At 63.3% G+C, this 23,769-nt stretch carries 19 protein-coding genes; 15 read left to right on the top strand and 4 right to left on the bottom strand.

Annotated features, from left to right (window positions below; genetic code table 11):
- The first annotated feature begins 11 nt into the window (after positions 1 to 11).
- The 8 genes from MON38_RS06390 to MON38_RS06355 all read left to right on the top strand — a co-directional run bounded on the left by MON38_RS06390 (position 12) and on the right by MON38_RS06355 (position 15,163).
- Positions 12 to 1,829: a DUF885 domain-containing protein gene (locus MON38_RS06390; RefSeq protein ID WP_241935323.1), complete on the top strand. Its 1,818-nt coding sequence runs from the start codon at positions 12 to 14 to the stop codon at positions 1,827 to 1,829.
- A 259-nt stretch (positions 1,830 to 2,088) separates the two neighbouring features.
- Positions 2,089 to 3,873: a DUF885 domain-containing protein gene (locus MON38_RS06385; RefSeq protein WP_241935322.1), complete on the top strand. Its 1,785-nt coding sequence runs from the start codon at positions 2,089 to 2,091 to the stop codon at positions 3,871 to 3,873.
- A gap of 102 nt (positions 3,874 to 3,975) precedes the next feature.
- Complete coding sequence (locus MON38_RS06380) at positions 3,976 to 5,598, top strand: serine hydrolase (protein ID WP_241935321.1); 1,623 nt, start codon at positions 3,976 to 3,978, stop codon at positions 5,596 to 5,598.
- A gap of 93 nt (positions 5,599 to 5,691) precedes the next feature.
- The gene (locus MON38_RS06375) at positions 5,692 to 7,938 is read left to right on the top strand and encodes a M3 family metallopeptidase (protein ID WP_241935320.1); all 2,247 of its coding nucleotides are present in this window, start codon (positions 5,692 to 5,694) and stop codon (positions 7,936 to 7,938) included.
- Between the two features lie 140 nt (positions 7,939 to 8,078).
- On the top strand, positions 8,079 to 10,424 hold the full coding sequence (locus tag MON38_RS06370; protein WP_241935319.1) for a S9 family peptidase: 2,346 nt from the start codon (positions 8,079 to 8,081) through the stop codon (positions 10,422 to 10,424).
- A 132-nt stretch (positions 10,425 to 10,556) separates the two neighbouring features.
- Positions 10,557 to 12,578 (top strand): S9 family peptidase, encoded by a 2,022-nt coding sequence (locus MON38_RS06365; RefSeq protein ID WP_241935318.1) that lies wholly within the window; start codon positions 10,557 to 10,559, stop codon positions 12,576 to 12,578.
- Between the two features lie 129 nt (positions 12,579 to 12,707).
- On the top strand, positions 12,708 to 14,204 hold the full coding sequence (locus tag MON38_RS06360) for a M28 family peptidase (protein ID WP_241935317.1): 1,497 nt from the start codon (positions 12,708 to 12,710) through the stop codon (positions 14,202 to 14,204).
- Positions 14,205 to 14,257: 53 nt separating this feature from the next.
- Positions 14,258 to 15,163: a hypothetical protein gene (locus MON38_RS06355; protein ID WP_241935316.1), complete on the top strand. Its 906-nt coding sequence runs from the start codon at positions 14,258 to 14,260 to the stop codon at positions 15,161 to 15,163.
- Positions 15,164 to 15,239: 76 nt separating this feature from the next.
- Here the strand turns inward: MON38_RS06355 and MON38_RS06350 are convergent, their stop codons facing one another.
- The gene (locus MON38_RS06350) at positions 15,240 to 15,731 is read right to left on the bottom strand and encodes a hypothetical protein (RefSeq protein WP_241935315.1); all 492 of its coding nucleotides are present in this window, start codon (positions 15,729 to 15,731) and stop codon (positions 15,240 to 15,242) included.
- A gap of 65 nt (positions 15,732 to 15,796) precedes the next feature.
- On the opposite strand from MON38_RS06350, the gene MON38_RS06345 reads away from it, so the two are divergent.
- Together MON38_RS06345 and MON38_RS06340 are read left to right on the top strand one after the other, a co-directional pair.
- The gene (locus tag MON38_RS06345; protein WP_241935314.1) at positions 15,797 to 16,258 is read left to right on the top strand and encodes a MauE/DoxX family redox-associated membrane protein; all 462 of its coding nucleotides are present in this window, start codon (positions 15,797 to 15,799) and stop codon (positions 16,256 to 16,258) included.
- Positions 16,259 to 16,337: 79 nt separating this feature from the next.
- Positions 16,338 to 16,967 carry a flavin reductase family protein gene (locus MON38_RS06340; protein WP_241935313.1) on the top strand — a complete coding sequence of 210 codons (630 nt, stop codon included), beginning with the start codon at positions 16,338 to 16,340 and terminating at the stop codon, positions 16,965 to 16,967.
- Positions 16,968 to 16,995: 28 nt separating this feature from the next.
- On the opposite strand, the gene MON38_RS06335 is transcribed toward MON38_RS06340, so the two are convergent.
- The gene (locus MON38_RS06335; protein WP_241935312.1) at positions 16,996 to 17,682 is read right to left on the bottom strand and encodes a ferredoxin; all 687 of its coding nucleotides are present in this window, start codon (positions 17,680 to 17,682) and stop codon (positions 16,996 to 16,998) included.
- A gap of 125 nt (positions 17,683 to 17,807) precedes the next feature.
- Positions 17,808 to 18,146, bottom strand: coding sequence for a hypothetical protein (locus MON38_RS06330; protein ID WP_241935311.1), 339 nt, complete (start codon positions 18,144 to 18,146; stop codon positions 17,808 to 17,810).
- A gap of 114 nt (positions 18,147 to 18,260) precedes the next feature.
- On the opposite strand from MON38_RS06330, the gene MON38_RS06325 reads away from it, so the two are divergent.
- Together MON38_RS06325 and MON38_RS06320 are read left to right on the top strand one after the other, a co-directional pair.
- Positions 18,261 to 19,415 carry an esterase/lipase family protein gene (locus MON38_RS06325; RefSeq protein ID WP_241935310.1) on the top strand — a complete coding sequence of 385 codons (1,155 nt, stop codon included), beginning with the start codon at positions 18,261 to 18,263 and terminating at the stop codon, positions 19,413 to 19,415.
- 130 nt (positions 19,416 to 19,545) lie between these two features.
- A complete protein-coding gene (locus tag MON38_RS06320; protein WP_241935309.1) occupies positions 19,546 to 19,947 on the top strand; it encodes a thiol-disulfide oxidoreductase DCC family protein in 402 nt (133 codons plus the stop codon).
- Here the strand turns inward: MON38_RS06320 and MON38_RS06315 are convergent.
- Positions 19,944 to 21,176, bottom strand: coding sequence for a serine hydrolase (locus MON38_RS06315; protein ID WP_241935308.1), 1,233 nt, complete (start codon positions 21,174 to 21,176; stop codon positions 19,944 to 19,946). The two genes, MON38_RS06320 and MON38_RS06315, sit on opposite strands and share 4 nt — an antisense overlap.
- A 237-nt stretch (positions 21,177 to 21,413) precedes the next feature.
- On the opposite strand from MON38_RS06315, the gene MON38_RS06310 reads away from it, so the two are divergent.
- The 3 genes from MON38_RS06310 to MON38_RS06300 all read left to right on the top strand — a co-directional run bounded on the left by MON38_RS06310 (position 21,414) and on the right by MON38_RS06300 (position 23,715).
- On the top strand, positions 21,414 to 22,460 hold the full coding sequence (locus MON38_RS06310) for a sensor histidine kinase (RefSeq protein ID WP_241935307.1): 1,047 nt from the start codon (positions 21,414 to 21,416) through the stop codon (positions 22,458 to 22,460).
- Positions 22,461 to 22,463: 3 nt separating this feature from the next.
- Positions 22,464 to 23,201: a LytR/AlgR family response regulator transcription factor gene (locus MON38_RS06305; RefSeq protein ID WP_241935306.1), complete on the top strand. Its 738-nt coding sequence runs from the start codon at positions 22,464 to 22,466 to the stop codon at positions 23,199 to 23,201.
- Positions 23,202 to 23,367: 166 nt separating this feature from the next.
- Positions 23,368 to 23,715, top strand: a complete 348-nt coding sequence (locus MON38_RS06300; protein WP_241935305.1) for a hypothetical protein — start codon at positions 23,368 to 23,370, stop codon at positions 23,713 to 23,715.
- Positions 23,716 to 23,769 lie beyond the last annotated feature (54 nt).

Raw genomic sequence — 23,769 nt, 5'->3', positions numbered from 1 at the left:
TCCCATTCCTTATGAAGAAAATTGCCCTGGCCGGCCTTGTAGCGGCCGCCCTCACCACGGCCTGCAACCAGACCAAAACCACCGAAACCGCCACCACCAGCGCCCCCGGCAGCGCAGCCGCCGCCGACTCGACCAAGGGCCTGAACGGCTTGTTTGCCAGCTTCTGGGAAAAGCAGTCGCGGCTCGACCCGCTCTCGGCCACGGCCCAGGGCGACAACCGCTTCAACGACCAGCTGCCCAACGACCAGACCCAGGCCTACCGCGACACGCTGCGCACCTTCTACCAGGACTACCTGACGCGGCTGGGCAAGTTCGACCGCGCGGCGCTGGACGAGAACGATAAAATCAGCTACGACATCTTTCAGTACGACCTGAAGCAGCGCGTGGACGGGTTGAAGCTGAACACCTGGATGCTGCCGTTTCAGCAGTTCTGGGGGCTGCCTATTAGCATGGGGCAGTTCGGCTCGGGACAAGGCAACCAGCCGTTTAAGACGGTGCAGGACTACGACAACTGGCTGGGCCGGGTGCGCGGCTTCACGGTGTGGGCTGACTCGGCCATCGGCAACTTCCGGCGCGGAATGAAAGCGGGCGTGGTGCTACCGCGGGCCTTGGTGGTAAAGATGATTCCGCAGATGCGTGCCAAGGACATGCAGGTGACGGACCCCACCAAGTCACTGTTTTACGGCCCGATAAACGCTTTCCCGAAAGACTTTTCGGACGCGGATAAGAAGCGCATTACTGAGGAGTATAAGAAGGCCATTCTGACTGAAGTGGTGCCTACTTACAAGAAGCTCGGCGATTTTCTGGCCAACGAATACTTGCCGAAATCCCGCGCCACCAGCGGCATCAACGCGGTGCCCGGTGGGCCGGAAATCTACCGCTACTACGCCAGCTACTGGACCACGACCGACAAAACCCCGGCCGAAATTCACGCCCTAGGCTTGCGCGAGGTGGCCCGCCTGCGTGCCGAAATGGAGCGCATGAAAACCCAGCTGGGCTTCAAGGGCACGTTGCGGCAGTTCTTCGAGAGCCTGAAGCACGACCCCAAGGCCATGCCCTTCAAAACGGCCGAGGAGGTGCTGGCCGGCTTCCGCAAGATTCAGGAAACCATCGACCCGAACCTGAAAAAGATGTTCGGGCGCGTGCCCAAGTCGCCGTTTGAAATTCGGCGCACCGAGGCGTTCCGGGAGGCGTCGGCGTCGGCCGAGTACAACCAGGGCTCGCCGGATGGCACGCGGCCGGGCATTTTTTATGTGCCGCTGCCCAAGCCCGCCGAGTACAACGTGACGCAGGGCATGGAGTCGCTGTTTCTGCACGAAGCCATTCCGGGCCACCACTACCAGATTTCGCTGCAGCAGGAAAACACCAGTCTGCCCAAGTTCCGCCAGTTTGCCGGCTACGGCGCCATGACGGAGGGCTGGGCGCTCTACTGCGAAAGCCTGGGCAAGGAACTGGGCCTATATAAAGACCCCTACCAGTACGTGGGCGCCCTCAACGACGAAATGCTGCGCGCCGTGCGCCTGGTGGTGGATACCGGCCTGCACACCGGCCAACTCACCCGCGAGCAGGCCATTGCCTACATGCTCGACAACATGCCCGCCAGCGAGGACGACGACACCTCGGCCATTGAGCGCTACATGGCCATTCCGGGCCAGGCGCTGGCCTACAAAATCGGCCAGCTGAAAATTCAGGAGCTGCGCGCCCGTTACGAGAAACAGCTGGGCAGCAAGTTCAAGCTCAGCGACTTCCACGACGAGCTGCTGAAGGACGGCGTGATGCCGCTGGCCGTGCTCGAAACCAAGATGGACGCCTGGGCGAAGAAGCAGTAACCGAACGTCTGTCATCCTGAGCGCAGCGAAGGACCTTATCACGCTTGCACCAATTCAATTACAGCAAGCGTGATAAGGTCCTTCGCTGCGCTCAGGATGACAGACGTTTCTGATTTCCACCTCTTCAATAAAGCAAACCACTTTCCCCAAACTCCCGCCACAGTCTGGACCGTGGCGGGAGTTTTTTTGCTTTTGTTTATAGCGCTGCCAACAGTATTCCTGCAAAAAAATGTAGCTTGCCGGCTTAATTACCGGGTTGATGAAGCGTGTTCTGGTTCTGTTGGTGGTAGTGTGGGGGATTATGGCCGGGGCCGGCCGGGCGCAGCAGCCCACGCCGGCTGCGACATCGGCCGCGCTGCTGGCCAACCTGTTCAACAACTACTGGGACGACCGGGCGCGCCTGTTTCCCTTGATGGCCACGGCCCAGGGCGACAACCGCTACAACGACCGCCTGCCCAACGACCAGACTCGCGCCTTCCGCCAGCAGCAGGCCCGCCTCTACCGCCGCTACCTGAACGACTTGCTGAACATCGACCGCGCCCGCCTCTCGGCCGACGACAAGCTCAGCTACGACATCTTCCAGTACGACATGCGCACCCGCCTCGAAGGCCTGCGCCTGAACACCTGGATGATGCCCTTCGCCCAGATTTACAGCCTGCCCACCACGCTCGGGCAGTTGGGCACGGGCACGGGCGCGCAGCCCTTCCGCACGGTGCGCGACTACGACAACTGGCTGGCCCGCGTGAGCCGGTTTCCGGTGTGGGCCGACTCGGCTATTGCTAACTTCCGCGAGGGGGCCAAGGCCGCCGTGGTGCTACCCAAGGTGCTGGTGCTGAAAATGGTGCCCCAGCTGCAGGCCCAGGTGACGGGCGACGTGTCGCGCAGCCTGTTCTACGGGCCGGTGGCGCACATGCCGGCCAGCTTTTCGGAGGCCGACCGCACGCGCCTCACGGCCGCCTACCAGGAGGCCATTGCCACCGATTTGGTGCCCACCTACCGCAAGCTGGCCGATTTTCTGCAAACCGAATACCTGCCGCTGGCCCGCAACAGCACCGGCCTGGGCGACGTGCCCGGCGGGGCCGAGATGTACCGCTACGACGTGCGCCTGATGACCACTACCCCGCGCGACCCCGACGCCATTTATCAGACCGGCCTGGCCGAGGTGAAGCGCATTCGCACCGAGATGGAGGCAGTGAAAAAGCAGGTGGGCTACAAAGGGAGCTTGTCGAGCTTCTTCAACTCGCTCAGCAACAACCCGCGCTTCATGCCCTATCAGACACCGGAGGAGGTGCTGCGGGCCTTCCGGGGCATTCAGGCGCGCATCGCGCCCAACCTGGGCCGGCTGTTTGGGCGGGTGCCGAAGTCGTCGTTTGAGATTCGGCAGACGGAGGCGTTTCGGGCTGCTTCGGCGACGGCCGAGTACAACCGGGGCACGGCCGACGGCTCGCGGCCGGGCATTTTCTACGTGCCCATTCTCGATGCCACCAAGTTCAACGTGACGACGGGCATGGAGTCGCTGTTTCTGCACGAGGCCATTCCCGGCCACCACTACCAACTCTCGCTGCAGCAGGAAAATACCAGCCTGCCCAAGTTCCGGCGCTTCGGCTCCTACCCGGCGTTCAGCGAGGGCTGGGCGCTGTACTGCGAAAGCATGGGGCGCGAGCTGGGCCTCTACACCGACCCCTACCAGCGCCTGGGCGCGCTCGGCGACGAGATGCACCGCGCCCTGCGCCTGGTGGTCGACGTGGGCCTGCACCTGAAGGGCATGAGCCGCGAGCAAGCCATTGATTACCTGATGGCCAACGAGCCCATTGCCGAGCCCGCCGCCACCGCCGAAGTGGAGCGCTACCTGGCCATGCCCGGCCAGGCCCTCACCTACAAAGTAGGCGCCCTGAAGCTGCGCGAGCTGCGCACCCGCTACGAAAAGCAACTGGGCACCAAGTTCAACCTCAAGGCTTTCCACGATGAAATCCTGGCCGGCGGCTCGATGCCCCTGGCCATTCTGGAGCGGCACATGGATGCCTGGGCCGCCCGGCAGCGCTAGGTGCAGCCGAGTTGGGATAAGTAGGGAAACAGCAACAGCCGATGTCGCGGCAATTAGCCTATCTTGCCGGCTCAAATTGCTTTACACCTAATTTTTCTGCTGATGATTCAATTCATTACAACTGTAGCCGGACGCTCGGCGGCTGTGCTGGCAAGTGTTTGCCTGTCTCTTACGCTGCTTCCCGGAACCGGCCATGCCCAAACGGCCCCGCCTGTAACGGCCCCGCTCGACGTGGCCGCCGTGGATGCGGTGGTGGCCCGCACCCTCAAGGCGCTCAACGTGCCGGGCATCGCAGTGGCTGTGGTAAAGGACGGGCAAGTGGTGCTGGCCAAAGGCTACGGCGTGAGCTCGCTGGCCACCAAAGCCCCAACGGATGCGAACACGCTGTTCGGCATTGGCTCCAACACGAAGGCATTCACCACCGCCGCCCTCGGGCTGCTGGTCGATGAGGGCAAGCTGCGCTGGGACGACAAGGTGACGGACTACATCCCGGAGTTCAAAATGTACGACCCCTACGTGACGGCCGAGTTCACGGTGCGCGACCTGCTGACGCACCGCAGCGGCCTGGGCCTGGGCGCGGGCGACCTCATGTTTTTTCCGGACTCCAGCAACTTCACGGTCAATGATGTCATTCACAACCTGCGCTATTTCAAGCCGGTGTCGTCGTTCCGCAGCAAGTTCGACTACGACAACAACCTCTACCTGGTGGCCGGCGAAGTGGTGAAGCGCATTTCCGGCCAGTCGTGGGCCGATTTTGTGGAAGCCCGCCTGCTTAAGCCCTTGGGCATGAACCGCAGCGCGGCGGTCTTTGCCCGGCTGCCCAACCCCACGAACGTGAGCGAAGGCTACGCGCAGGTAGACGGCCAGACGCAAGTGGTGGCCCGCTACGTGAACCCCCTGGTGGGGCCGGCCGGGGGCATCTATTCCAGCGTGACCGACCTGAGCCAGTGGGCCATGATGCTGCTCGGGGGTCCCGGCGCTCCGGCCGCGCTGCTGAAGCCCTCCACGCAATTCCGTCTCTGGATGCCCCAGACGATTCTGCCGGTAGGCCCCGCCCCTACTCCTTACAACACCCATTTCGCGGCCTACGGCCTGGGCTGGTTTCTGCGCGATGCCCGCGGCTACAAAGAGGTGTCGCACACGGGCGGCCTGCCGGGCCAGATAACGCAGGTAACGCTGCTGCCCGAACTGCACCTGGGCATCATCGTGCTCACCAACCAGGAGACCGAGGCCATTACGGCCATCACCAACCACATTGAAGACCATTACCTGGGCCTGACCGGCCTCGACCGGGTGCAGGAAATTGCCGACCGCGAGAAGAGCCGCGCCGACGGGGCCGACAAAGCCACTGCAGACGCTTATAAGCAGGTGGCCCTGACCCGAAAAACCGCGCCCAAAAAGCCCGACTACAGCGCCTACGTGGGCCGCTACCACGATGCCTGGCTGGGCGACGTGAACCTGTACGCGCAAAATAACCAGCTGTGGTTGAAGTCGGTGCGCGCCCCGCGCCTGCTGGGCCAGGTGCTGCCCTACCGCGGCAACACCTACGTGGTGCGCTGGAAAGACCGCAGCTTCAACGCCGATGCTTATGCCAGCTTCACCCTGGATGAGATGGGCCGCGCTTCGGGCCTGAAAATGAAGCCGATTTCGCCCGCCACCGATTTCAGCTACGACTTTCAGGATTTGGACTTGCAGCGGGTGCCCGAAACGGCGGCGGTGAAGTAAAGGGGCATTGGTGTAGGGTACGACCCCGCACCCAACTGCATACGGACCAGTAAGTACCTTCACGCCGCAGCATTTTCACCAGTTACTGATTTTATGCCACTGCCTTTTGCGATTTCCAACCGGCTGGCCGGCTTCACCGCCACACTCGGCCTGGCCGTCGCCCTGCTTCCTGCTCCCACTATGGCTCAGACGCCCGCCTCCGCTACTTCGGCCGCTGCCCGGGCCACGATGCCGCTGCTTGCTGCCTGGGGTGGCCCCCACGGCGGCGTGCCCGCTTTCGACAAGGTACGCGTGGCCGATTTCAAGCCCGCGCTCGAAGCCGCCATGGCCGAGAACCTGACCGAAATCAACGCCATTGCCAGCAACCCAGCCGCGCCCACTTTCGAGAACACCATTGCCGCCATGGAGCGCAGCGGGCAGACGCTGACCCGGGTTTCGGCCATCTACGACATCTGGAGCAGCACGCTGAACGACCCGGCTTTTGCGGCCGTGGAAACGGAAATGGCCCCAAAGCTGGCGGCGTTCTACGACCAGATTACCCAGAACGCGGCCTTATTCAAGCGCATTGAGGCGGTGTACAACGCACCCGCCACCAAGAAGCTGACGGTCGAGCAGCAGCGCCTGACGGAGGTGCAGTACAAGCAGTTTGTGCGGGCGGGCGCCAAGCTCGACGCCACGGCCAAGGCCCGGGTTTCGGAAATCAACCAGCAACTGGCGGGGCTGTTCACGAAGTTTTCGCAGAATGTGCTGGCCGACGAGGCCAACCAAGTGCTGGTGCTGGAAACGGCCCAGGACCTGGCCGGCCTGCCCGCCTCGCTGGTGGATGCGGCCAAAACCACGGCCACCATCCGCAACTCCGGCGTGGGCGTGATTACCAACACCCGCTCCAGCATCGACCCGTTTCTGACATACTCGACCCAGCGCCCACTGCGCGAGAAGGCCTGGCGCATGTTCACGAACCGCGGCGACAACGGCGGCGCGCACGACAACAACGCCATCATCACCCAGATTCTGCAGCTGCGGGCCGAGCGCGCCAAGCTGCTGGGCTACGCCACGCACGCCCACCTGCGCCTCGATAACACCATGGCCAAAACCCCGGAAGCGGCCATGGATTTGATGCTGAAAGTGTGGCAGCCCGCCGTGGCCCGCGAGCACGAGGAAGTGGCCGACATGCTGGCCCTGGCCAAAAAGGAAGGCGCCCCCGCCAACTTCAAAATCGAGCCCTGGGACTACCGCTATTACGCCGAGAAGGTGCGCAAGGCCCGCTACGACCTCGACCAGAACGAGGTGAAGCAGTATCTGCAGCTCGATAAGATGCGCGAGGGCATGTTCTGGGTGGCCGGCGAGCTGTTCAACTTCGCCTTCGTGCCCGTGACCGACGTGCCCGTATACCACCCCGACGTGAAGGTGTGGCAGGTGAACGACAAAGCCACCGGCCAGCAAATCGGCCTCTGGTACTTCGACCCCTACGCCCGCGCCGGCAAAAACTCGGGCGCCTGGATGAATGCCTACCGCAACCAGGAGCGCATGGACGGCAAGGCCGTCACCACCATCGTCTCCAACAACTCGAACTTCGTGAAGGGCAAGCCCGGCGAACCCGTCCTCATCTCGTGGACCGATGCCACCACGCTGTTTCACGAGTTTGGCCACGCCCTACACGGATTGTCAAGCAACGTCACCTACCCCACGCTGTCGGGCACCAGCGTGGTGCGCGACTACGTGGAATTCCCGTCGCAGGTGCTCGAGAACTGGCTGGCCACGCCTGAGGTGCTCAGCAAATACGCCCTGCACTACCAGACCGGGAAACCCATTCCGCAGGCGCTGGTCGACCGCATCAACAAGGCCAGCTCCTTCAACGAGGGCTTCGCCACCACCGAGTTTCTGGCCAGCGCGCTGATTGACATGAAGCTGCATTTGGCCGGCGCGCAGAAAATTGACCCCGACAAGTTTGAGCGCGAAACGCTGGCCGGCCTGGGCATGCCGCACGAGCTGGTGATGCGCCACCGCACACCGCAGTTCACGCACGTATTCTCGTCGGATGGCTACTCGGCGGGCTACTACTCCTACCTATGGTCGGTGGTGCTGGCAGCCGATGCCTTCAGCGCCTTCACCGAGGCCGGCGGGCCCTACGACAAGGCCGTGGCCGCCCGCCTGCGCAACCACGTCTTCACCGTGGGCAACACCGTGGACCCGGCCGCCGGCTACCGCGCCTTCCGCGGCCGCGACCCGAAAATTGATGCCCTGATGAAGCAACGCGGCTTCCCGCTGGCCGCGGCGAAGGCCGCGCCGGGCAAGGCTTCATCGGGTGGCAAGGGCAAAGCAACCCGGAAGCGCAAGTAGCGTCTTTGCGGCTAATGCCAGTATTAGGAAAGCCCCGTTATCGGGGCTTTCTTTTTGGCCGAAACCCAGCCTGGCAAACGCCAAACTGCGCTACCTTTCACGCCGCAATCATTCTGATTTTCCGTTTTTCAACTGACTATATGCACAAGATGATACCGGCCCTGTTCGCGGCCGCGTTTTTCGTTTCGGCCGCTTCGGCCCAGCAGCGGCCCGTGCTCACGGCCGACGACTACGCCCGCGCCGAGCGCGCCATGAGCTACAACACCCAGGCGCTGGTGGACCACAGCGCCGGCCAGCCCAACTGGCTGCCCAACGACCGGTTCTGGTACCGCGTGATGACGGCCCAGGGCAGCGAGTTCATCGTGGTGGACCCGGCCCGCAAAACCCGCACCGCGGCTTTCGACCAAGCCAAGCTGGCGGCGGCGCTGTCGGCGGCCAGCGGCAAAAACTACGAGGCCGGCCGCCTGCCCTTCCGCAGCATCAGCTTCTCGCCCGATGCCAAAGCCATTTCCTTCGCCGCCAGCGGCAAGAGCTGGAAGTACGACGTGGTGAGCGGCAAAATCAACCCCGAAACGACCACGCCGCCCGCCGCCAGCCTGGCCCCTGCCAACAACAACACCAACGAAGAAGTGTCGCCCGATGGCAAGCTGGCCGCTTTCATCAAGGACTACAACCTGTGGGTGCGCAACACCGAAACCAACCAGACCACCCAGTTGACGACTGACGGCGCCAAAGACTACGGCTACGCCACCGACAACGCCGGCTGGACGCACAGCGACAAGCCCATCCTGCGCTGGTCGCCCGACTCGCGCAAAATCGCCACCTTCCGGCAGGACCAGCGCAACGTGGGCGACATGTACCTCGTGACCACCAACGTGGGCCATCCAACCCTGAAAGCCTGGAAGTACCCGCTGCCCGGCGACAAGGACATTGCCATGATTGAGCGCGTCGTCATCGAAGTAAACCCCGCCAAAGTGGTGCGCTTCCAGATGGCGCCCGACCCGCACCGCGGCTCGCTCTCGGACGACATTTCGAGCAGCGGCACCTTTGATGACGTGGACTGGAGCCCCGACGGCCGCGAGTTGGCATTTGTGTCGACCTCGCGCGACCATAAGGAGGAGAAAGTGCGGGTGGCCGATGCCGCTACCGGCGCGGTGCGCGACGTATTTCAGGAAACCGTGGCCACGCAGTACGAGTCGGGCCAGGGCGCGATTAACTGGCGCTACCTGCCCAAGAGCAAGGAAATGGTGTGGTACTCGGAGCGCGACAACTGGGGCCACTTATACCTGTATGATGCCGGCAGCGGCAAGGTGAAAAACCAGATTACCAAGGGCAACTTCGTGGTGACGCAGCTGCTGAAAGTGGACGAGCAGAAGCGCCAGGCGTATTTTCTGGCCGATGGCCGCGAGGCCGGCAACCCCTACTTCACGCACCTCTACCGCGTGGGGCTCGATGGCAAAAACCTCACGCTGCTCACGCCCGAAGCCGGCAACCACCAGGTGACGATGTCGCCCTCGGGCCGCTACTTCATTGATACCTACTCGCAGCCCGACAAGCCGGGCGTGACCGTGCTGCGCGCCGCCGACGGCAAGCTGCTGACGACGCTGGAGAAAACCGATATCTCGCGCCTCACTGCCACCGGCTGGAAGGCCCCCACGCCCATCACGGTGAAAGCGCAGGACGGCAAGGACGATTTGTACGGCCTGATGTTCACGCCTTCGAACCTCGACCCCAGCAAGAAGTATCCGATTATCAACTACATCTACCCCGGGCCGCAGGGCGGCGGCGTGGGCAGCTGGTCGTTCGTGTCGGCCCGCAACGACCACCAGGCGCTGGCCGAGCTGGGCTTTGTGGTGGTGGTGATTGAGGGCAGCTGCAACCCCTTGCGCAGCAAGAGCTACCACGATGCCTGCTACGGCAACATGGCCGAAAACACGCTGTCGGACCAGGTAACGGGCATGCGCCAGCTGGCGCAGAAGTATCCGTATATCGACCTCGACCGGGCTGGCATCTGGGGGCACTCGGGCGGCGGCTACGCCACGGCGGCGGCCATGTTCCGCTACCCCGACTTCTTCAAGGTGGGCATCTCGGAATCGGGCAACCACGAAAACCGCAACTACGAAGACGACTGGGCCGAGCGCTACCTCGGCCTGCTGAAAACCAACGCCGACGGCACCACCAGCTACGACAAGCAGGACAACGCCAGCTTCGCCAAAAACCTGAAAGGCAAGCTGATGCTGGCCCACGGCCTGATGGACGACAACGTGCCGCCCTACAACACCTTCCTCGTTGTCGAAGCCCTCACCAAAGCCAACAAAAGCTACGACCTGGTGGTGTTTCCGAACGCCCAGCACGGCTACGGCCAGTATTCGCCCTACATGACGCGCCGCCGCTGGGACTACTTCGTGCAGAACCTGGCCGGCGCCGAAGCCCCGCACGACTACCAGATGACGCCCAAGCCAGACCCGCGCAACGCGGTGCAGTAGGCGGTGAGTAGTGAGTAAATGGAACGTCATGCAGAGCGTAGCGAAGCATCTTGCCCGCAGGAAGTAATCCAATCGAAAGGATTTACTATTGCAGCAGAGATGCTTCGCTCCGCTCAGCATGACGTTCTTTCTATGAAAATCCCCCACCACAAAAAGCTGCCAATAACCAAGTTACTCGGGCTGTTGACGCTCCTGCTGTTGTTCCGGCCCACTCCCAGCCTCGCCCAGCGCCGCTTCGAGCTGGCCGACATCGGGCGCGTGGTGAACGTGGGCGACCCGCAGCTCTCGCCCGATGGCCGGAGCATTCTGGTGGTCGTATCGCGCCCCAACCTCGCCACCAACCGCAACGAGGCCGAAGTGGTGCTGGTGGACGTGGCCAGCGGCCGGCAGCGGGTGCTGGTAGCCGGCCGGCCCACTGTGAAGCAGCCGCGCTGGTCGCCCACCGGCGACCGGGTGGCGTTTCTGGCGCGCACCGGCACGGGTAAGGAGGCGCACACCCAGCTATTCGTGCAGCAGTTGGCTTCCGGTGAAGCGCGCCAGCTAACCACGGCCATCGAAAACGTGCAGCTGTATAGCTGGAAGCCTGATGGCACGGCCCTCGCCTATTCGGCCGCCGATGCGCCGGCCAACGCGGCCGAAGTGGCGCGCGGCAACGACAGTTTCGAGGTGGGCAACGGCAGCGTGACGGCCACCGCGCCGCCCGCACCCGACCATATCTGGCTGGTATCGGCCACCGGCGACACGCCCGCCCGCCGCCTCACCAGCGGCCCGCTCAGCCTGCCCGACGACTCCTCCGCGCCCTTTGCCTGGGCGCCCGACGGCCGCACGCTGGCCTGCGTGCTGCGCCCCAGCGCCCAAACCGGCGACCAGGAAACGGCGGTGTACACCCTCGATGCGGCCAGCGGCGCGCTGCGGGAGCTGCCCAACTCCCCGCACCGCGTCGACCTGCCCGCTTACTCGCCCGATGGCAAGTGGCTGAGCTACCAGACTCCGCGCGAGCCGCCGTTTTTTGAATCGTTGGAGTTTGACGTGGTACCCGCTGGCGGCGGCCCGGTGCGCCACCTCAGCCGCCCGCTCGACCGGAATTTGCAGCGCGCCGTGTGGAGCCCCGATAGCAAAAGCCTGTTTGTGGGCGGCAATGATGCGGCTACGGTTTCCATCTGGCAGCAGGGCCTGGATGGCAAAAGCCGGAAGCTGCCGCTGGGGGCGGTGTCGCCCAACGGCAGCTATTGGGTGGAGATGAGCGTGGGCCGGCGCAACGCCGTGGCCCTCACGGCCAACGAGCCGGGCCGCCCGGCCGAGCTCTATTATCTGACCTCGCCCACCGCTGCCCCGCGCCGCCTCACCGATTTGAACCACGAAACCGCCGCTCTGGCCCTGGGCCGCATGGAAGCCGTGGACTGGCAGTCGGACCAGCTGCGGCCCGATGGCATCCTCACCTACCCACCCGATTTTGACCCCGCCAGGAAATACCCGCTGGTGCTGATGATGCACGGCGGGCCTTCCAACGCCTCGCGAGCGGCGTTTTACGGACTGGGGCAGGCCGTGGCGGCGCACGGCTACGTGGTGTTCCAACCCAACTACCGGGGCTCCGACAACCTGGGCTACGCTTTCCAGCGGGCCATTCGCGACGATGCGGGGGCCGGGCCGGGGCGCGATGTGCTGGCCGGCATTGCGATGCTGGAAAAGCGCGACTGGGTCGATACCAGCCGCATGGCGCTGTCGGGGGCCAGCTACGGCGGCTTCATGACGGCCTGGCTGATGGGCGAGTCGCGGCGCTGGCGCTGCGCGGTAGCCGCAGCTTCGGTGGTGGATTTGCTCGACAGCTACAACCTGAGCGACAACAACATCGCCAACGCCGGCCACTACGGCCCCTCGCCCTGGCTGAGCGCCGAGAATTTGGAACATTACCGGGCGCAGTCTCCGCTCTCGCGGGCTGGGCGCTGGCGCACGCCCACGCTCATTCTGCACAACGTGGGCGACTTCCGCGTGCCCATCAGCAACTCGTATAGGATGTACCACGCCCTGAAAGACAACGGTGTGCCGGTGCGCTTCGTGGCGTTTCCCATTGCTGCCCACGTGCCCGGCGACCCCGTGCGCAGCGCCGAGTGGAACCGCCTGTGGCTGGACTGGCTGGACCAGTACCTGAAATAAAAAACGCCGTAGGGGCAGGATTGGCCCCCGCTCGGTTGTTTGCGCCGTATCACCGATTCCGTTTATTAACGTCGTTCAACGACGGGCGGGGGCAAGCCCTGCCGAGTACGACCCCGCCCCTACTTTTCTATGAAAAAACTTCTTCAAACCACCTCCTGCCTGCTGCTGGCCGGACTGACGCTGACCGTGCCTTTCGCCGCCTCGGCCCAGAAAAAGCCCACCGCTAAACCAGCCAATGCCGAAAGCGCCATCCGCGAAGCCGATATTAAGCGCGACCTGTTTGCGCTGGCCGGCGACCATTTCCGGGGCCGCGAGGGCGGCACGCTGGATGAGCTAAAAGCCTCCGTGTGGTTGGCCGACCAGATTCGGGCCACCGGCATGCTGCCCGCCGGCGACGATGGCACCTACTTCCAGTGGTTCAACCTGCAGCGCACCCGCCTGAGCAAAAGCAGTACCCTGCGCATCGGTACCCACGAAATCAGGTTGAACGAAGACGGTGCCGTGACGGCCCCCACCAACGCCAACGTGAACGCGCCGCTGGTATACGTGGGCAGCGGCTCAGCGGCCGAGCTGGCTAAAGTGGATGTGAAGGGCAAGGCCGTGGCCGTGCAGATTGCAGGCGCGCCCACCGACGGCATCAGCTACCGGCGCTACGTGTTTGGCAAGTTTGCCGGGCAGGCCAGCGAGCTGGTAAAGGCCGGCGCGGTGGCGGTGGTGTTCGTGTCGGACCCGGCCCAACAGGCGCTCTACGACCACTGGAGCCACGTGTTTGAGCGCGGCCGCTACAGCCTGCCCGGCGCGGCCAGCACCAAAGTGGTGAGCACGCCGCCCGTGGTGTGGCTGCCCGCCAGCGCAGCCAGCTGGGTGCAGCAGGCCGGCCAGCAGCTCACCGCCGAGCTGAAAGTGGAGAGCTTTCAGTACCCGTCCGTCAACATCGTGGCCAAGATGCCCGGCACCGATGCGCAGCTGAAAAAGGAGTACGTCCTCTTCAGCACCCACCAGGACCACGACGGCGTGCGCGCCCCCGTGGCCGGCGACTCCATCTACAACGGGGCCGACGACAACGCCACCGGCTGCGCGGCCCTGTTGGCCATTATGCGGGCGTTTAAGCAGCAGCCGGGGCGCCGCTCGGCGCTGTTCGTGTACCAGGGTTCGGAAGAGCGCGGGCTGATTGGCTCGACCTACTTTTCGGCTCACCCCACGGTGCCGCAGTCTTCGATTGTAGCAGTTTTGAATGCGGAAATGATGGGCCGCAACGCCCCCGACAGCGCCGCGCTGCTGGGCTCGACGCCGCCGCACCTGAACTCCTCCGACCTCGTGAAAACCGCGCTGGCCGCCAACCAGGCCGGCCCAAAGTTCAAGCTCGACACCGAATGGGATAAGCCTACGCACCCCGAAGGCTGGTATTTCCGCTCCGACCACCTGCCCTACGCCCGCCTGGGCATCCCGGCCATCATGTACACCTCGCTGCTGCACGTCGACTATCACACGCCGCGCGACGAGCCCAGCCGCATCGACTACGCCAAACTCACGCGCATGACGCAGTGGATGTACCTCACGGGCTGGGCCGTGGCCAACCGCGCCGCGCCGCCCGCGCGGGAGCCCGGCTTCAAACTGGAGCGGTAGCATGGGCTTGTAGTCCGCGGGTTTGCAAAACCGACTTTATTAACTCAGGAATAATGCGATTTATTTCTTCCGCGCTGGCCGCATTTATTTGTTTTTCGGCTGGAGCCCAGCCCCGCGAGAAAAGCACCAAAACCAATCCAGCCCTACCTCCGTGGGAAACGTTCAGAGTTGATGAGCATCTGGAGTTACAGATTCCGGTACCGGCTCGCTTGGTGTCCCTTTCAACACTGGCTGAGCGGCCGGCTCAAGCCTACGCAGCTGCCGCTCCACAACTAGGATTCTCAATAACACGAGCCTCCTTGTCGAACTCAGAGGCTGCGGCAATGGAGCAGCCCGGACAACAGGATAATCTGTATACCAGTTTTACGCAGGGTATGCTGACGAGAATGCACGCCGTCAGAGTGCGCCAGGCAACTTTTAGGACTGGCCGGTTTGAAGGATTGGCAGTGCAGTTTCGGGTCGACCACCCCGCGGCGAATATGCCCAGCCGTGGTACCATGTGGATATTACGGGCAGGAACCAGCGTGTATTTACTTCAGGCACTACCTATTGCCGCTAGCGAAACGGAAGAGGCCACGGCAATGCAAGACCGGTTCCTGGCCTCGCTGGTAGCAAACGATGCCCCCTACACGCCCCCGGTTCCCGCCGATTGGGCTCGCTTCAAAACCGGCCGGTTTCGCTACCTCGACCCGATTTATAAGGCAGTCACAATCATCCGCACCGACACCACGCAGACCGAAATCGATACGGCTCGCGGCATGCAAATCGTATACCGCCTGCGCTGGACGCAGGACGGTTATGAGTTGAATCAAATAGCTTCTACTTTCCCCAATGCTGCCGCCATGCAGGGCAAGCCCATTAAGGTGCGCATCACGCAGGTGGATGGCAACATGTGCGCGTATCAAGGAAATCTAGCGGGGGTGATTCTCACTGGACGCATTGAATGGCTGGGACAGTAGCGCTACCAGAAGAACGGTATGAGGACTCGCTCATAGCCTAGCAGGCTCGTCCCCCACCTGCTCACACCAAGTATGGTCAGGCCGCTGGAGCAGTAGCGCCGTAGGGTGGAAACAGCCGGCCGACGGGCCGCTTCGGCAGCATCCCGAACTGTTGCAGCTGCTCGACGTGGTGCGGCTCGCACACGCCGCTGAACCGGATTGCGCGGTGCGGGCACCCGGCCACCCCGCACGGCTTATTGCTGGGCTCGAAGGTGTTTTTGGCGTAGTATGGTTCCATCATCGCGCCGTACACCATCCACGCGGCGGGCTGTAGGTAGGGCTCCTGCTGCCAGTCGGCCAGGTCAATTTCGGGCACATGGTAAGCGTATTCGCTGCCTCGGAGGCTCCATTCCCAGCCGGTTTGCCAGTGCTGGGCGCAGTGCGGGCACCGCAGCAGCTTCAGCCGGAGCGTGGGGTTCTCAGCAAGCAGCACCAGCGGCTTCAGAATTGCGGCCGTAGCCTTGATGCGCTTGTTGATGCTACGGCGGTCGAGTTCGAGCGCCGAATACTGGAAGCAGGTGCAGTTCATTGACTCAAAAGTAGCTTTTGCGGCAGACAAAGGCCCTCCTGGTTCATGCTCAGCGTAAACGCGCCATGGCCACGCTACACCCAACCGCCGCCTGGGCCGTATGGGAGCTTATGCTGAACCTGACCAACCCCGAGCTGGCCTTTGTGCTGGGCCGCCTGTTGCTGGGCGTGAATTTCCTGACGCACTTTCTGGTGCGCCTGCCCAAGCTGGCGGGCTTCAAAGCGGGCCTGCTGAAGCAGTTTGCCGCTACGCCGCTGCCCGCGCCGCTGGTGGAGCTGTTCGCCACCGTGCTGCCTTTTGCGGAGGGCGCTATCGGCGCGCTGCTGCTGCTGGGCTTGTTCACACGCCCGGCGCTGGCGGCCGCTATGCTACTGATGACGAGCCTGGTATTCGGCAGCAGCCTGCTGGAGCAGTGGGACACGGTGGGCACGCAGATGCTCTACGGCCTGTTCATTTTCGCGCTGATTCTGCATTGCCAGCACAACCGGCTATGCTTCGACCACACCGCAGCCCCGGTACTCCGCTGAAAACGGCCTGAACATTTACGGGAACAAGCGGGTCTTGCCTCCACGCACGCTTCTCAATTCCCGCTTCCCACTTCCGCCAATGCGCCACCTCACCGCCGCCGACATTGCCGGCTTCGAAAAAATATACCGCCTCAACCTCGTCAACGGCCTACCCGGCTTCAAGCCGGCCAACCTGGTGGGCACTGCCGCGCCCGACGGCCGCACCAACCTGGCCGTGTTCAGCTCGGCCCTGCACCTGGGTTCCGACCCGGCGCTGCTGGGCATTGTGACGCGCCCCACCACCGTGCCGCGCCACACCTATGCCAACCTCAAAGCCAGCGGCTGCTACACCCTCAACCACGTGCCCGAGGCCCTGGCCGCACCGGCGCACTACACCTCGGCCAACTTTCCGGACGACGTTTCGGAGTTCGACGCCTGCGGCTTCACTGCCGATTTCCGCGACGGTTTTGCTGCGCCCTACGTAGCCGAAAGCGCCCTCAGCATCGGCCTGCGGCTGCTCGAAGAGCATCACATCAGCAACGGCACCGTGCTGCTGGTGGGCACCGTGGAACACGTGTATCTCAAGGAGGAACTGCTGCGCCCCGACGGCACGCTGGACCTGGCCGCGGCCGGCACGGCCGCCATTTCCGGCCTCGATGGCTACCACGCCGTGCAGCCGCCCGTGCGCTTCGGCTACGCCCGCGTGGGCCAGCCGCCGGTGGCGGAGTAGCTTCGGGTCGTGGGTCTTTTTTTGCTAATCAATACGGTTTAGCATAACGGGTCTGATTGTTTTTGCCCTTTTCAAACCACTCAATGTTCCTGAATCGGACATCTCCTTTTATGCCGTCATGCAACCGGGCCGCTGTGCTAATGATATTTTTTTCAAATTCGGACGCAACACTTATCACCAGTTCATATTGGGCATCTGACCTGCGATTAACCCGATAAGCAGTTGAATTAGCCACGTCATACCAAGTATGCACGAAGCTGAAATACAGCTCCTCATCATTGTGATACTCCACTATTTTATCGGTGAAATAATCGCTGTTGTCTGTTGAAAATTTCACTTTTGAAATGACTACGTCGGCCAACTCATTTATGCTTCCTTCAAACTCAAAATATAGCCTGTCGCGAATCAACAGCGGGTATTCAGTTTGCGGCTGATAATCGCAGGAATCGGCCAGTCCATTTTCGTAAAGCCGCTTCAGGACAGCTTCGTCAGTGCCCCGGTAACGAATGGCTCCAATGCACGAAACCCATAGCGCGCAAATTGCTTGGTCTAGCTCAGCATCAGTGCGCGGTTGCTGTTTAAAATAGCACCGGCCATCCGGCGCGTAGTCAATTAGCGTCGGAGCTTCCGCATGAGGGGCTCCGCAAACCAGGCAGTCACCATCATTATAAAAGTCACCTTGCCCAGGAAGGCCTTGATTTACGATATTCTCCATAAGCATTGCGGCAATCAAGGCTGGACCATCTTTTCGCAGCCAATTTATTCATTCTCTAACCAATCCAAACGCAAAAAGCCCGCTACCGTATGGCAGCGGGCTTTTTGCGCCGGGCAAATGCCGGGCTATTTCTTGGGTTGCGCGTCTTCGGTGGTGCCCATCTGGCCGCTGGCGGTTTGGCCACCGGTGGCGCTGGCGCCGGCCGGGGCCGAATTCAGCTTGTCCTGCACAGTACCGTTCTTGATGGCCGTGGCCGAGCCTTCGCCGATGGGCGTGGTGGCCTTGGGTTGGTTGTTGATGCTGTCGCGGTTCACATCGGCGGTGTGCCAGCCGGGCGGGTTGCTGAAGCCGTGGTGGAATTGCGTGTTTTCGCCGGGGCTCCAGTGGTAGTCGCAGGACGAAAGCGAGGCCGCCAAAGCGGTGCCCAGCAGCAGGGCCAGGGCGGGACGGAGGGAAAGCTTCATGAAGTAGTGCTTGGAATTAGTTCTGCAAAGTACGTTGATTTCGGACGGAAGGCCAACCTTCTGCCCCGGTGGGCGGTACTTTCGGGAACCAGCCCATTGCTGCCCCGTTTGCGCATGTCCGATTCCGACCCCAAGTCGCCTTCCCGCTTCCGCCGTGCCCTGGGGGCGGTGGGGCGCGCCGCCCTGCTGCCCGTACGCGGGGCCAGCTACGTAGTACGCGTCGGGCAGGCGCACCAGCACTTTTTCCTGCCCGTGCTCAACGGCGCGCTCGGCGACCAGCTCGCCGCCCGCTTCGACCCGCGCGCCATTCAGATGAGCTTCCGGCGCGGCGGCCACGACGTGGCCGTGGCCGACCTGGGCCTGACTGAGCCGCGCCAGAAAACCGTCATCTACATCCACGGCCTGATGGGCGACGAGCTCATCTGGCAAACCGGCTTTCAGGATGCGCCCGGCAGCCGCCGCTACGGCCCGCGCCTGGCCGAGGAAACCCACAGCCGGGCCCTCTACCTGCGCTTCAACTCGGGCCTGCACCTCTCGCAGAATGGCCGCGAGCTCAACCGCCTGCTCACCGAGCTGGTGCTCACCTGGCCCGATGCCATCGGCGAGCTCGTGCTGGTGGGCCACAGCATGGGCGGGCTGATTATCCGGTCGGCGGGGCATTATGGGCAATTAAGAGTTAAAAGTGAAGAGTTAAGAGTTGCTGCTACAGAATCTAAAGCAGCACAGGAGCAACTCTTAACTTTTAACTCTCAATTTTTAACTGATAGCGCGCCCTGGCTGGCCCACTTGCGCAGCATCTTCCTCATCGGCACGCCCAACGACGGCTCGTGGTTGGAGCAGAACTCGCACTTCACGGCCCGGCTGCTGGAGCGCATCAACCTGTTTCCGACGCGCTTCCTCAGCAAAGCGCTTAACCAGCGCAGCAACGGCATCAAGGATTTGCGCTACTCCATTCTGGTGGACGAGGATTGGCTGGATGCCCACGCCAACGACCTCACGCCGCCGCGCACGCCGGTGCCGCCGCTGCCCGGCGTGCAGTATCATATTCTGATGGGCTCGTGGCTGCGGGCCACCCGGCCCTCGGCCCTGCGCGAGTACTTCGGCGACGGGCTGGTGGGCCACGGCAGCGCCCGCGGCCACGCCACCTTTGGCGACGAGGCCGCCCTGCCCGCCGGGGCCAGCGTGCGCACGGCCGTGTTCAGCCAGCAGCACCACGGCGGCCTGCTCACGCATCCGGAGGTGTTTCAGTACCTTAAGCAGTGGGCGTAGTTGCCAGTTGAACGTCATGCAGAGCGCAGCGAAGCATCTTGCCCGTAGTAACTAATTCAATCGACTGGTTTAGTGGTGGCGGGCAAGATGCTTCGCTGCGCTCTGCATGACGTTCTAAAAATTACAAAAAATGGCCCTTATCCTCTTCGACGGCGTGTGCAACCTCTGCAACGGCTTCGTGCAGTTCGTCATCCGGCACGATGCGGCGGGGCGCTTCCGGTTCGCGGCGCTGCAAAGCGCGGCCGGGCAGGCGGTGCTGGCCAGGCACGGCTTCGATGCCGCGGCCGTGGCCAATGAGCCTGACTCGGTGCTGCTGGAACTGGACGGGCGGCTGTATTCGCATTCCGAAGCCGTGCTGCGCATTGCCCGCGAGCTGGGGGGGCCGTGGCGACTGCTGCGCGTGGGCCGCCTGCTGCCCCGCCGCTGGCGCGATGCCGCCTACCGCTTCGTGGCGCGGCACCGCTACCGCTGGTTTGGGCGGCAGGAAAGCTGCTGGCTGCCCACGCCCGAGCTGCGGGCGCGGTTTCTTTAGCGGCGCGCCGGAGTAGCAGCGGCGCGCCGGAGCTCGGCCTCGTACACGCGGCGGCCCAGCTCGCGCAGGAAGGGAAAACCGATGGTGTCGTACTCGTACTTATCGTCGTTCAGTACACCGTCGGCGTTGGTATACACCACGGCCGCGAGCAGGAACTCGACGCCGTGGGCCTCGTCCTGCACGTAGGCATTGTCGATGAGGAAGCCGTAGGACTGCCCGATTTTATTGAACACCCGCACGCCCGGTGGCAGCGCCGCCTGCCCACCGCCGCCCAGCAGGTACTTCACGCAGGTGTCGGGGAAGTGGGCGGCATCGTAGCGCGGGTGCCGGCTGGCGGGCGGCAGTTCCGACATGGCCGTGCGCAGCCGGGCATAATCTTCCGGAGCCAGGTGCAGGCGGCGGGCGGCGGGCACAGTTTCCGGAAACAGGATGGTGCGGAGCAGCCGCTGCTGGTCGGGCAGGGCGAAAGCATTTTTCTGGCTGAAATCCAGCGGGCCGGCCACTTGCTGGTCGCCTTTGAAGTAGGCCGCGCCAATGGCCTCGCCGCGCAGCCCCAGGCGAGGCCAGGGCCCGGCGTAGTAGCCGGCCGGCTGGGCGTAGAGCAACTGCGTGGCGGCTGTGTCGGCGAAGAAGCGAATGGGGTTGGTGTGGCGGCTGCCGGGCTCCTGGTCGCCAATGGCGAGGCGGTTTACGAGGCGGGTGCGGTGCAGGCCCAGGCGGGCCACTTCGCGGTTCAGCTCCTCGGGCCCCACGAACTCATACAGCCGGTTGTACGCGTCGTTATCGCTCACGAGCAGCACCTTGCGCACGTAGTTGCCCACGGTGGGCCGGCCGCCGGCCGCACTGGTGTCGCGCCGCACCGTCGTCTGGCCCGCGAAGGCCGAGTCCGTTAGCATGGGCATGTCGGGGCTCAGGCCGGGGTGCGTGGCGCTCAAAGCCCGCAGCTTTTGCAGAGCCAAGGCCACGCCGGCCAGCTTCACGGTGCTGGCCGGGTAGAAGTATTCGCGGGGCCGCACGTGGTAGCGGTAGGTGCGGAAGTGGGCCCGCCCCGCCGCATCGCGTCGGATGCGGGTGTAGAGGATTTGCAGGCGGTAGTAGTCGGGCCGGGCCAGCACGCGGGCCAGGCCCACGGTGTCGTGGTGCAGCACCTGGCGCAGCAGGTTGGCGCGGCCCTGGGCGTGGGCCGCGGAGCCGGCCAGCAACAGCAGTAGCACTAGCAGTCGGCGCATCATCACAGCGAAGCAAGCATCATACGGCCAAATATAACCGGCGCACGGGCCGCCGTTGGTACTGCCCAACGGGGTGTTGGTGTAATAATCTTGGGGCGCGCGGGCAGCGGCCATAGGTTTGCTTCCGGCTTCCGTTCGGGCCCCGTTGGGGCCGGGCGGGCCGAACTTTCACTTCCCTCCTGCCCCGCGTTTTTTATGAGCACCTTTGCGCTTTCGTCCGCTCCTTCCATATTTGCCATGCCGCTGCCCACGGCCCGCGCCAAAACCGTTCTGCTACACTTGGGCGTGTGGCTGGCGTATTATTTCTACGAGGTTGGTTTTATCGTGCTCACGGGCATGAAGCTGCCCAACCAGTGGGATACGTCGCTGAACTGGGCGCTGTATGCCCTGGTGGTGTATGGCAACGCCTTGTGGCTGTTTCCCCGGTTTTTCGTACCCCGCCGCTACCTGGCGTATGTGGGGGCGCTGGGCGCGGTTCTGCTGGCATACATAGCAATTAAGTTCTGTCTGAATGCCTACCTGCTGCCCCGTATTATCGACGCGAAGCTGGTGATGCCGACGGACAACCTACGCATGTTTCTGGCCACGTCTTATTTCCGGGTTACCACATTTCTGGGCTACAGCATGGTGTATGCCTACGCCCGGCACGCCATTGGACTGCAGAAACAGTTGCGCGAGCAGGAGCACCAGTTGCGCCTGCAGGAGCGCAGCCTCCTCGAAGCCGACATTGCCTTCCTGAAAAGCCAGATTAACCCGCACTTTCTCTTCAACGCCCTCAACTTCCTGTATTCGCAGGTCTACCCGCTGTCGGAGCCCACGGCCAAAAGCGTGCTGCTGCTCTCCGACATCATGCGCTACGCCCTGAACGAGGGCGGCGAGCAGGGCAAGGTGATGCTCGAAAAAGAAGTGCAGCACCTGCGCAACTACCTGGCGTTAAACCAGCTGCGTTTCGGCAACAACCTGCAGGTGGAGTTTGAAGTGGCCGGCAACACGCAGTACCTCATGATTTTGCCGCTGGTGCTCATCACCTTCGTCGAGAACTGCTTCAAGCACGGCGAATTGTTCGATGCCCGCAACCCGCTGCTGCTGCGCCTCACGGTGCGCGACAACGAGCTGGAGCTCTACACCCGCAACCGCAAGCGCACCGGGCCGGTCGAACATTCCACCGGCATCGGGCTCGACAACACCCGCCGCCGCCTCGATGCCGTGTACGCCAACCGCTACCGCCTGGCCATTGCCGACGAGCCCGATTCCTACACCGCCCACCTGCACCTTTCGCTCTAGCCCGTGATTTCCTGCCTGATTGTTGACGATGAGCAAGCCGCCATCGATATCCTGCGCCAGTACGTCGAAAAAACGCCGTTCCTGACGCTGGCCGGCACCACCACCAACCCCATCGAGGCCCTGCGGCTGGTGGCCACGCAGCCCGTCGATTTGGTGTTTCTCGACATTCACATGCCGCAGCTTTCGGGCCTGGAGGTGCTGCCGCTGCTGCGCGGCAAGTGCCAGGTCATCTTCACCACGGCCTACAGCGAGTTTGCCGTGCCGGCCTTCGAGCTGGAGGCGCTGGACTACCTGCTCAAGCCCATTGCCTTCGAGCGCTTCGTAAAAGCCAGCCAGAAGGCGCTCAAGGCCCAGGCCCCGGTTACGCTGCCGGTGCTGCCCGCGGCGTTGCCCGACGACTACATTTTTGTGAAGGGCGACAGCAAAGGCCACATGCGCAAGGTGGCCTTCAACGACATCGTGTACGTGGAGGGGCTGAAGAACTACGTGTCCATCTACACCGAGCAGGAGCGCATCATCACGCTGCTCAACATCAAGGATTTGCAGGAGCGGCTGCCGGCCACCCGGTTCATGCGCGTGCACAAGTCCTACATCGTGTCGCTCGACAAAATCAAGGCCCTCGATGGCAACCTGATTCTGTTCCGCGACGGCAAGGCCACCGCCCCGCTCGGCGACACCTACCGCCGGGGTTTCTTCGAGGCGCTGCAGCGGCACGTAGTGGGCGGTAAAAGCGCCGAGTAGCGGCCGGCCGGCATCTCATCGAAACGACCCCGTTGGTCCTTCATTTGGCTGGGTTGGTGTAATAATCTGGCAGGCCGAAACTACCCGGCCTAGGTTTGCTTCGGGTTTGGGCATCGGCCGAACCCACCCCCTGAAAACGGCTTTTCTCACCTCTCCTTTCTGCATCATGGCTTTTCTTTCCACTTCGCTCCGGGCCTCGTTGGTACTGCTGCTGCTGGCGGGCACGCCCCAGGCCGGCCACGCCGCGCCGGCCACCGGCCCCGCGCCGTGCACGCCCATCGTGGCCCAGGCCAAAGCCGCGCCGGCCGCCGCCCAATCCGCATTTGCGCAGGAGCCGGCCGCCCAGTCCACCGCCCCGGTCCCGCAGCTCACGCTCCAGCTCGGGCCCTTCCAGCTGCGCTACTGCGCCCACCCCGACCGCCCCACCCTGCTCGACCGCCTGCTGTTCCGTTCGCGGGTAGCGGCCCTGGCGCGGCAGGTAGCCAGCGGCAATGGCCCGCATCTGCCCTTCTAGGCGTGGCCGCTGGCTGCAAGCGCCACTTCCGATTTTCCTTTTTCCTTTTCCACA

It is taken from the genome of Hymenobacter cyanobacteriorum, from assembly GCF_022631375.1.
GTDB lineage: Bacteria > Bacteroidota > Bacteroidia > Cytophagales > Hymenobacteraceae > Hymenobacter > Hymenobacter cyanobacteriorum.
The sequence above is the reverse complement of the archived record's forward strand: the minus strand, read 5'-3'. Positions and strand labels throughout refer to the sequence as shown.

Excerpts from the sequence above, each read along its gene's own strand:
- MON38_RS06390 (WP_241935323.1), top strand. The coding sequence starts at position 12 with ATGAAGAAAATTGCCCTGGCCGGCCTTGTAGCGGCCGCCCTCACCACG.
- MON38_RS06385 (WP_241935322.1), top strand. The coding sequence starts at position 2,089 with ATGAAGCGTGTTCTGGTTCTGTTGGTGGTAGTGTGGGGGATTATGGCC.
- MON38_RS06380 (WP_241935321.1), top strand. The coding sequence starts at position 3,976 with ATGATTCAATTCATTACAACTGTAGCCGGACGCTCGGCGGCTGTGCTG.
- MON38_RS06375 (WP_241935320.1), top strand. The coding sequence starts at position 5,692 with ATGCCACTGCCTTTTGCGATTTCCAACCGGCTGGCCGGCTTCACCGCC.
- MON38_RS06370 (WP_241935319.1), top strand. The coding sequence starts at position 8,079 with ATGCACAAGATGATACCGGCCCTGTTCGCGGCCGCGTTTTTCGTTTCG.
- MON38_RS06365 (WP_241935318.1), top strand. The coding sequence starts at position 10,557 with ATGAAAATCCCCCACCACAAAAAGCTGCCAATAACCAAGTTACTCGGG.
- MON38_RS06360 (WP_241935317.1), top strand. The coding sequence starts at position 12,708 with ATGAAAAAACTTCTTCAAACCACCTCCTGCCTGCTGCTGGCCGGACTG.
- MON38_RS06355 (WP_241935316.1), top strand. The coding sequence starts at position 14,258 with ATGCGATTTATTTCTTCCGCGCTGGCCGCATTTATTTGTTTTTCGGCT.
- MON38_RS06350 (WP_241935315.1), bottom strand. The coding sequence starts at position 15,731 with ATGAACTGCACCTGCTTCCAGTATTCGGCGCTCGAACTCGACCGCCGT.
- MON38_RS06345 (WP_241935314.1), top strand. The coding sequence starts at position 15,797 with ATGGCCACGCTACACCCAACCGCCGCCTGGGCCGTATGGGAGCTTATG.
- MON38_RS06340 (WP_241935313.1), top strand. The coding sequence starts at position 16,338 with ATGCGCCACCTCACCGCCGCCGACATTGCCGGCTTCGAAAAAATATAC.
- MON38_RS06335 (WP_241935312.1), bottom strand. The coding sequence starts at position 17,682 with ATGGAGAATATCGTAAATCAAGGCCTTCCTGGGCAAGGTGACTTTTAT.
- MON38_RS06330 (WP_241935311.1), bottom strand. The coding sequence starts at position 18,146 with ATGAAGCTTTCCCTCCGTCCCGCCCTGGCCCTGCTGCTGGGCACCGCT.
- MON38_RS06325 (WP_241935310.1), top strand. The coding sequence starts at position 18,261 with ATGTCCGATTCCGACCCCAAGTCGCCTTCCCGCTTCCGCCGTGCCCTG.
- MON38_RS06320 (WP_241935309.1), top strand. The coding sequence starts at position 19,546 with ATGGCCCTTATCCTCTTCGACGGCGTGTGCAACCTCTGCAACGGCTTC.
- MON38_RS06315 (WP_241935308.1), bottom strand. The coding sequence starts at position 21,176 with ATGCGCCGACTGCTAGTGCTACTGCTGTTGCTGGCCGGCTCCGCGGCC.
- MON38_RS06310 (WP_241935307.1), top strand. The coding sequence starts at position 21,414 with ATGCCGCTGCCCACGGCCCGCGCCAAAACCGTTCTGCTACACTTGGGC.
- MON38_RS06300 (WP_241935305.1), top strand. The coding sequence starts at position 23,368 with ATGGCTTTTCTTTCCACTTCGCTCCGGGCCTCGTTGGTACTGCTGCTG.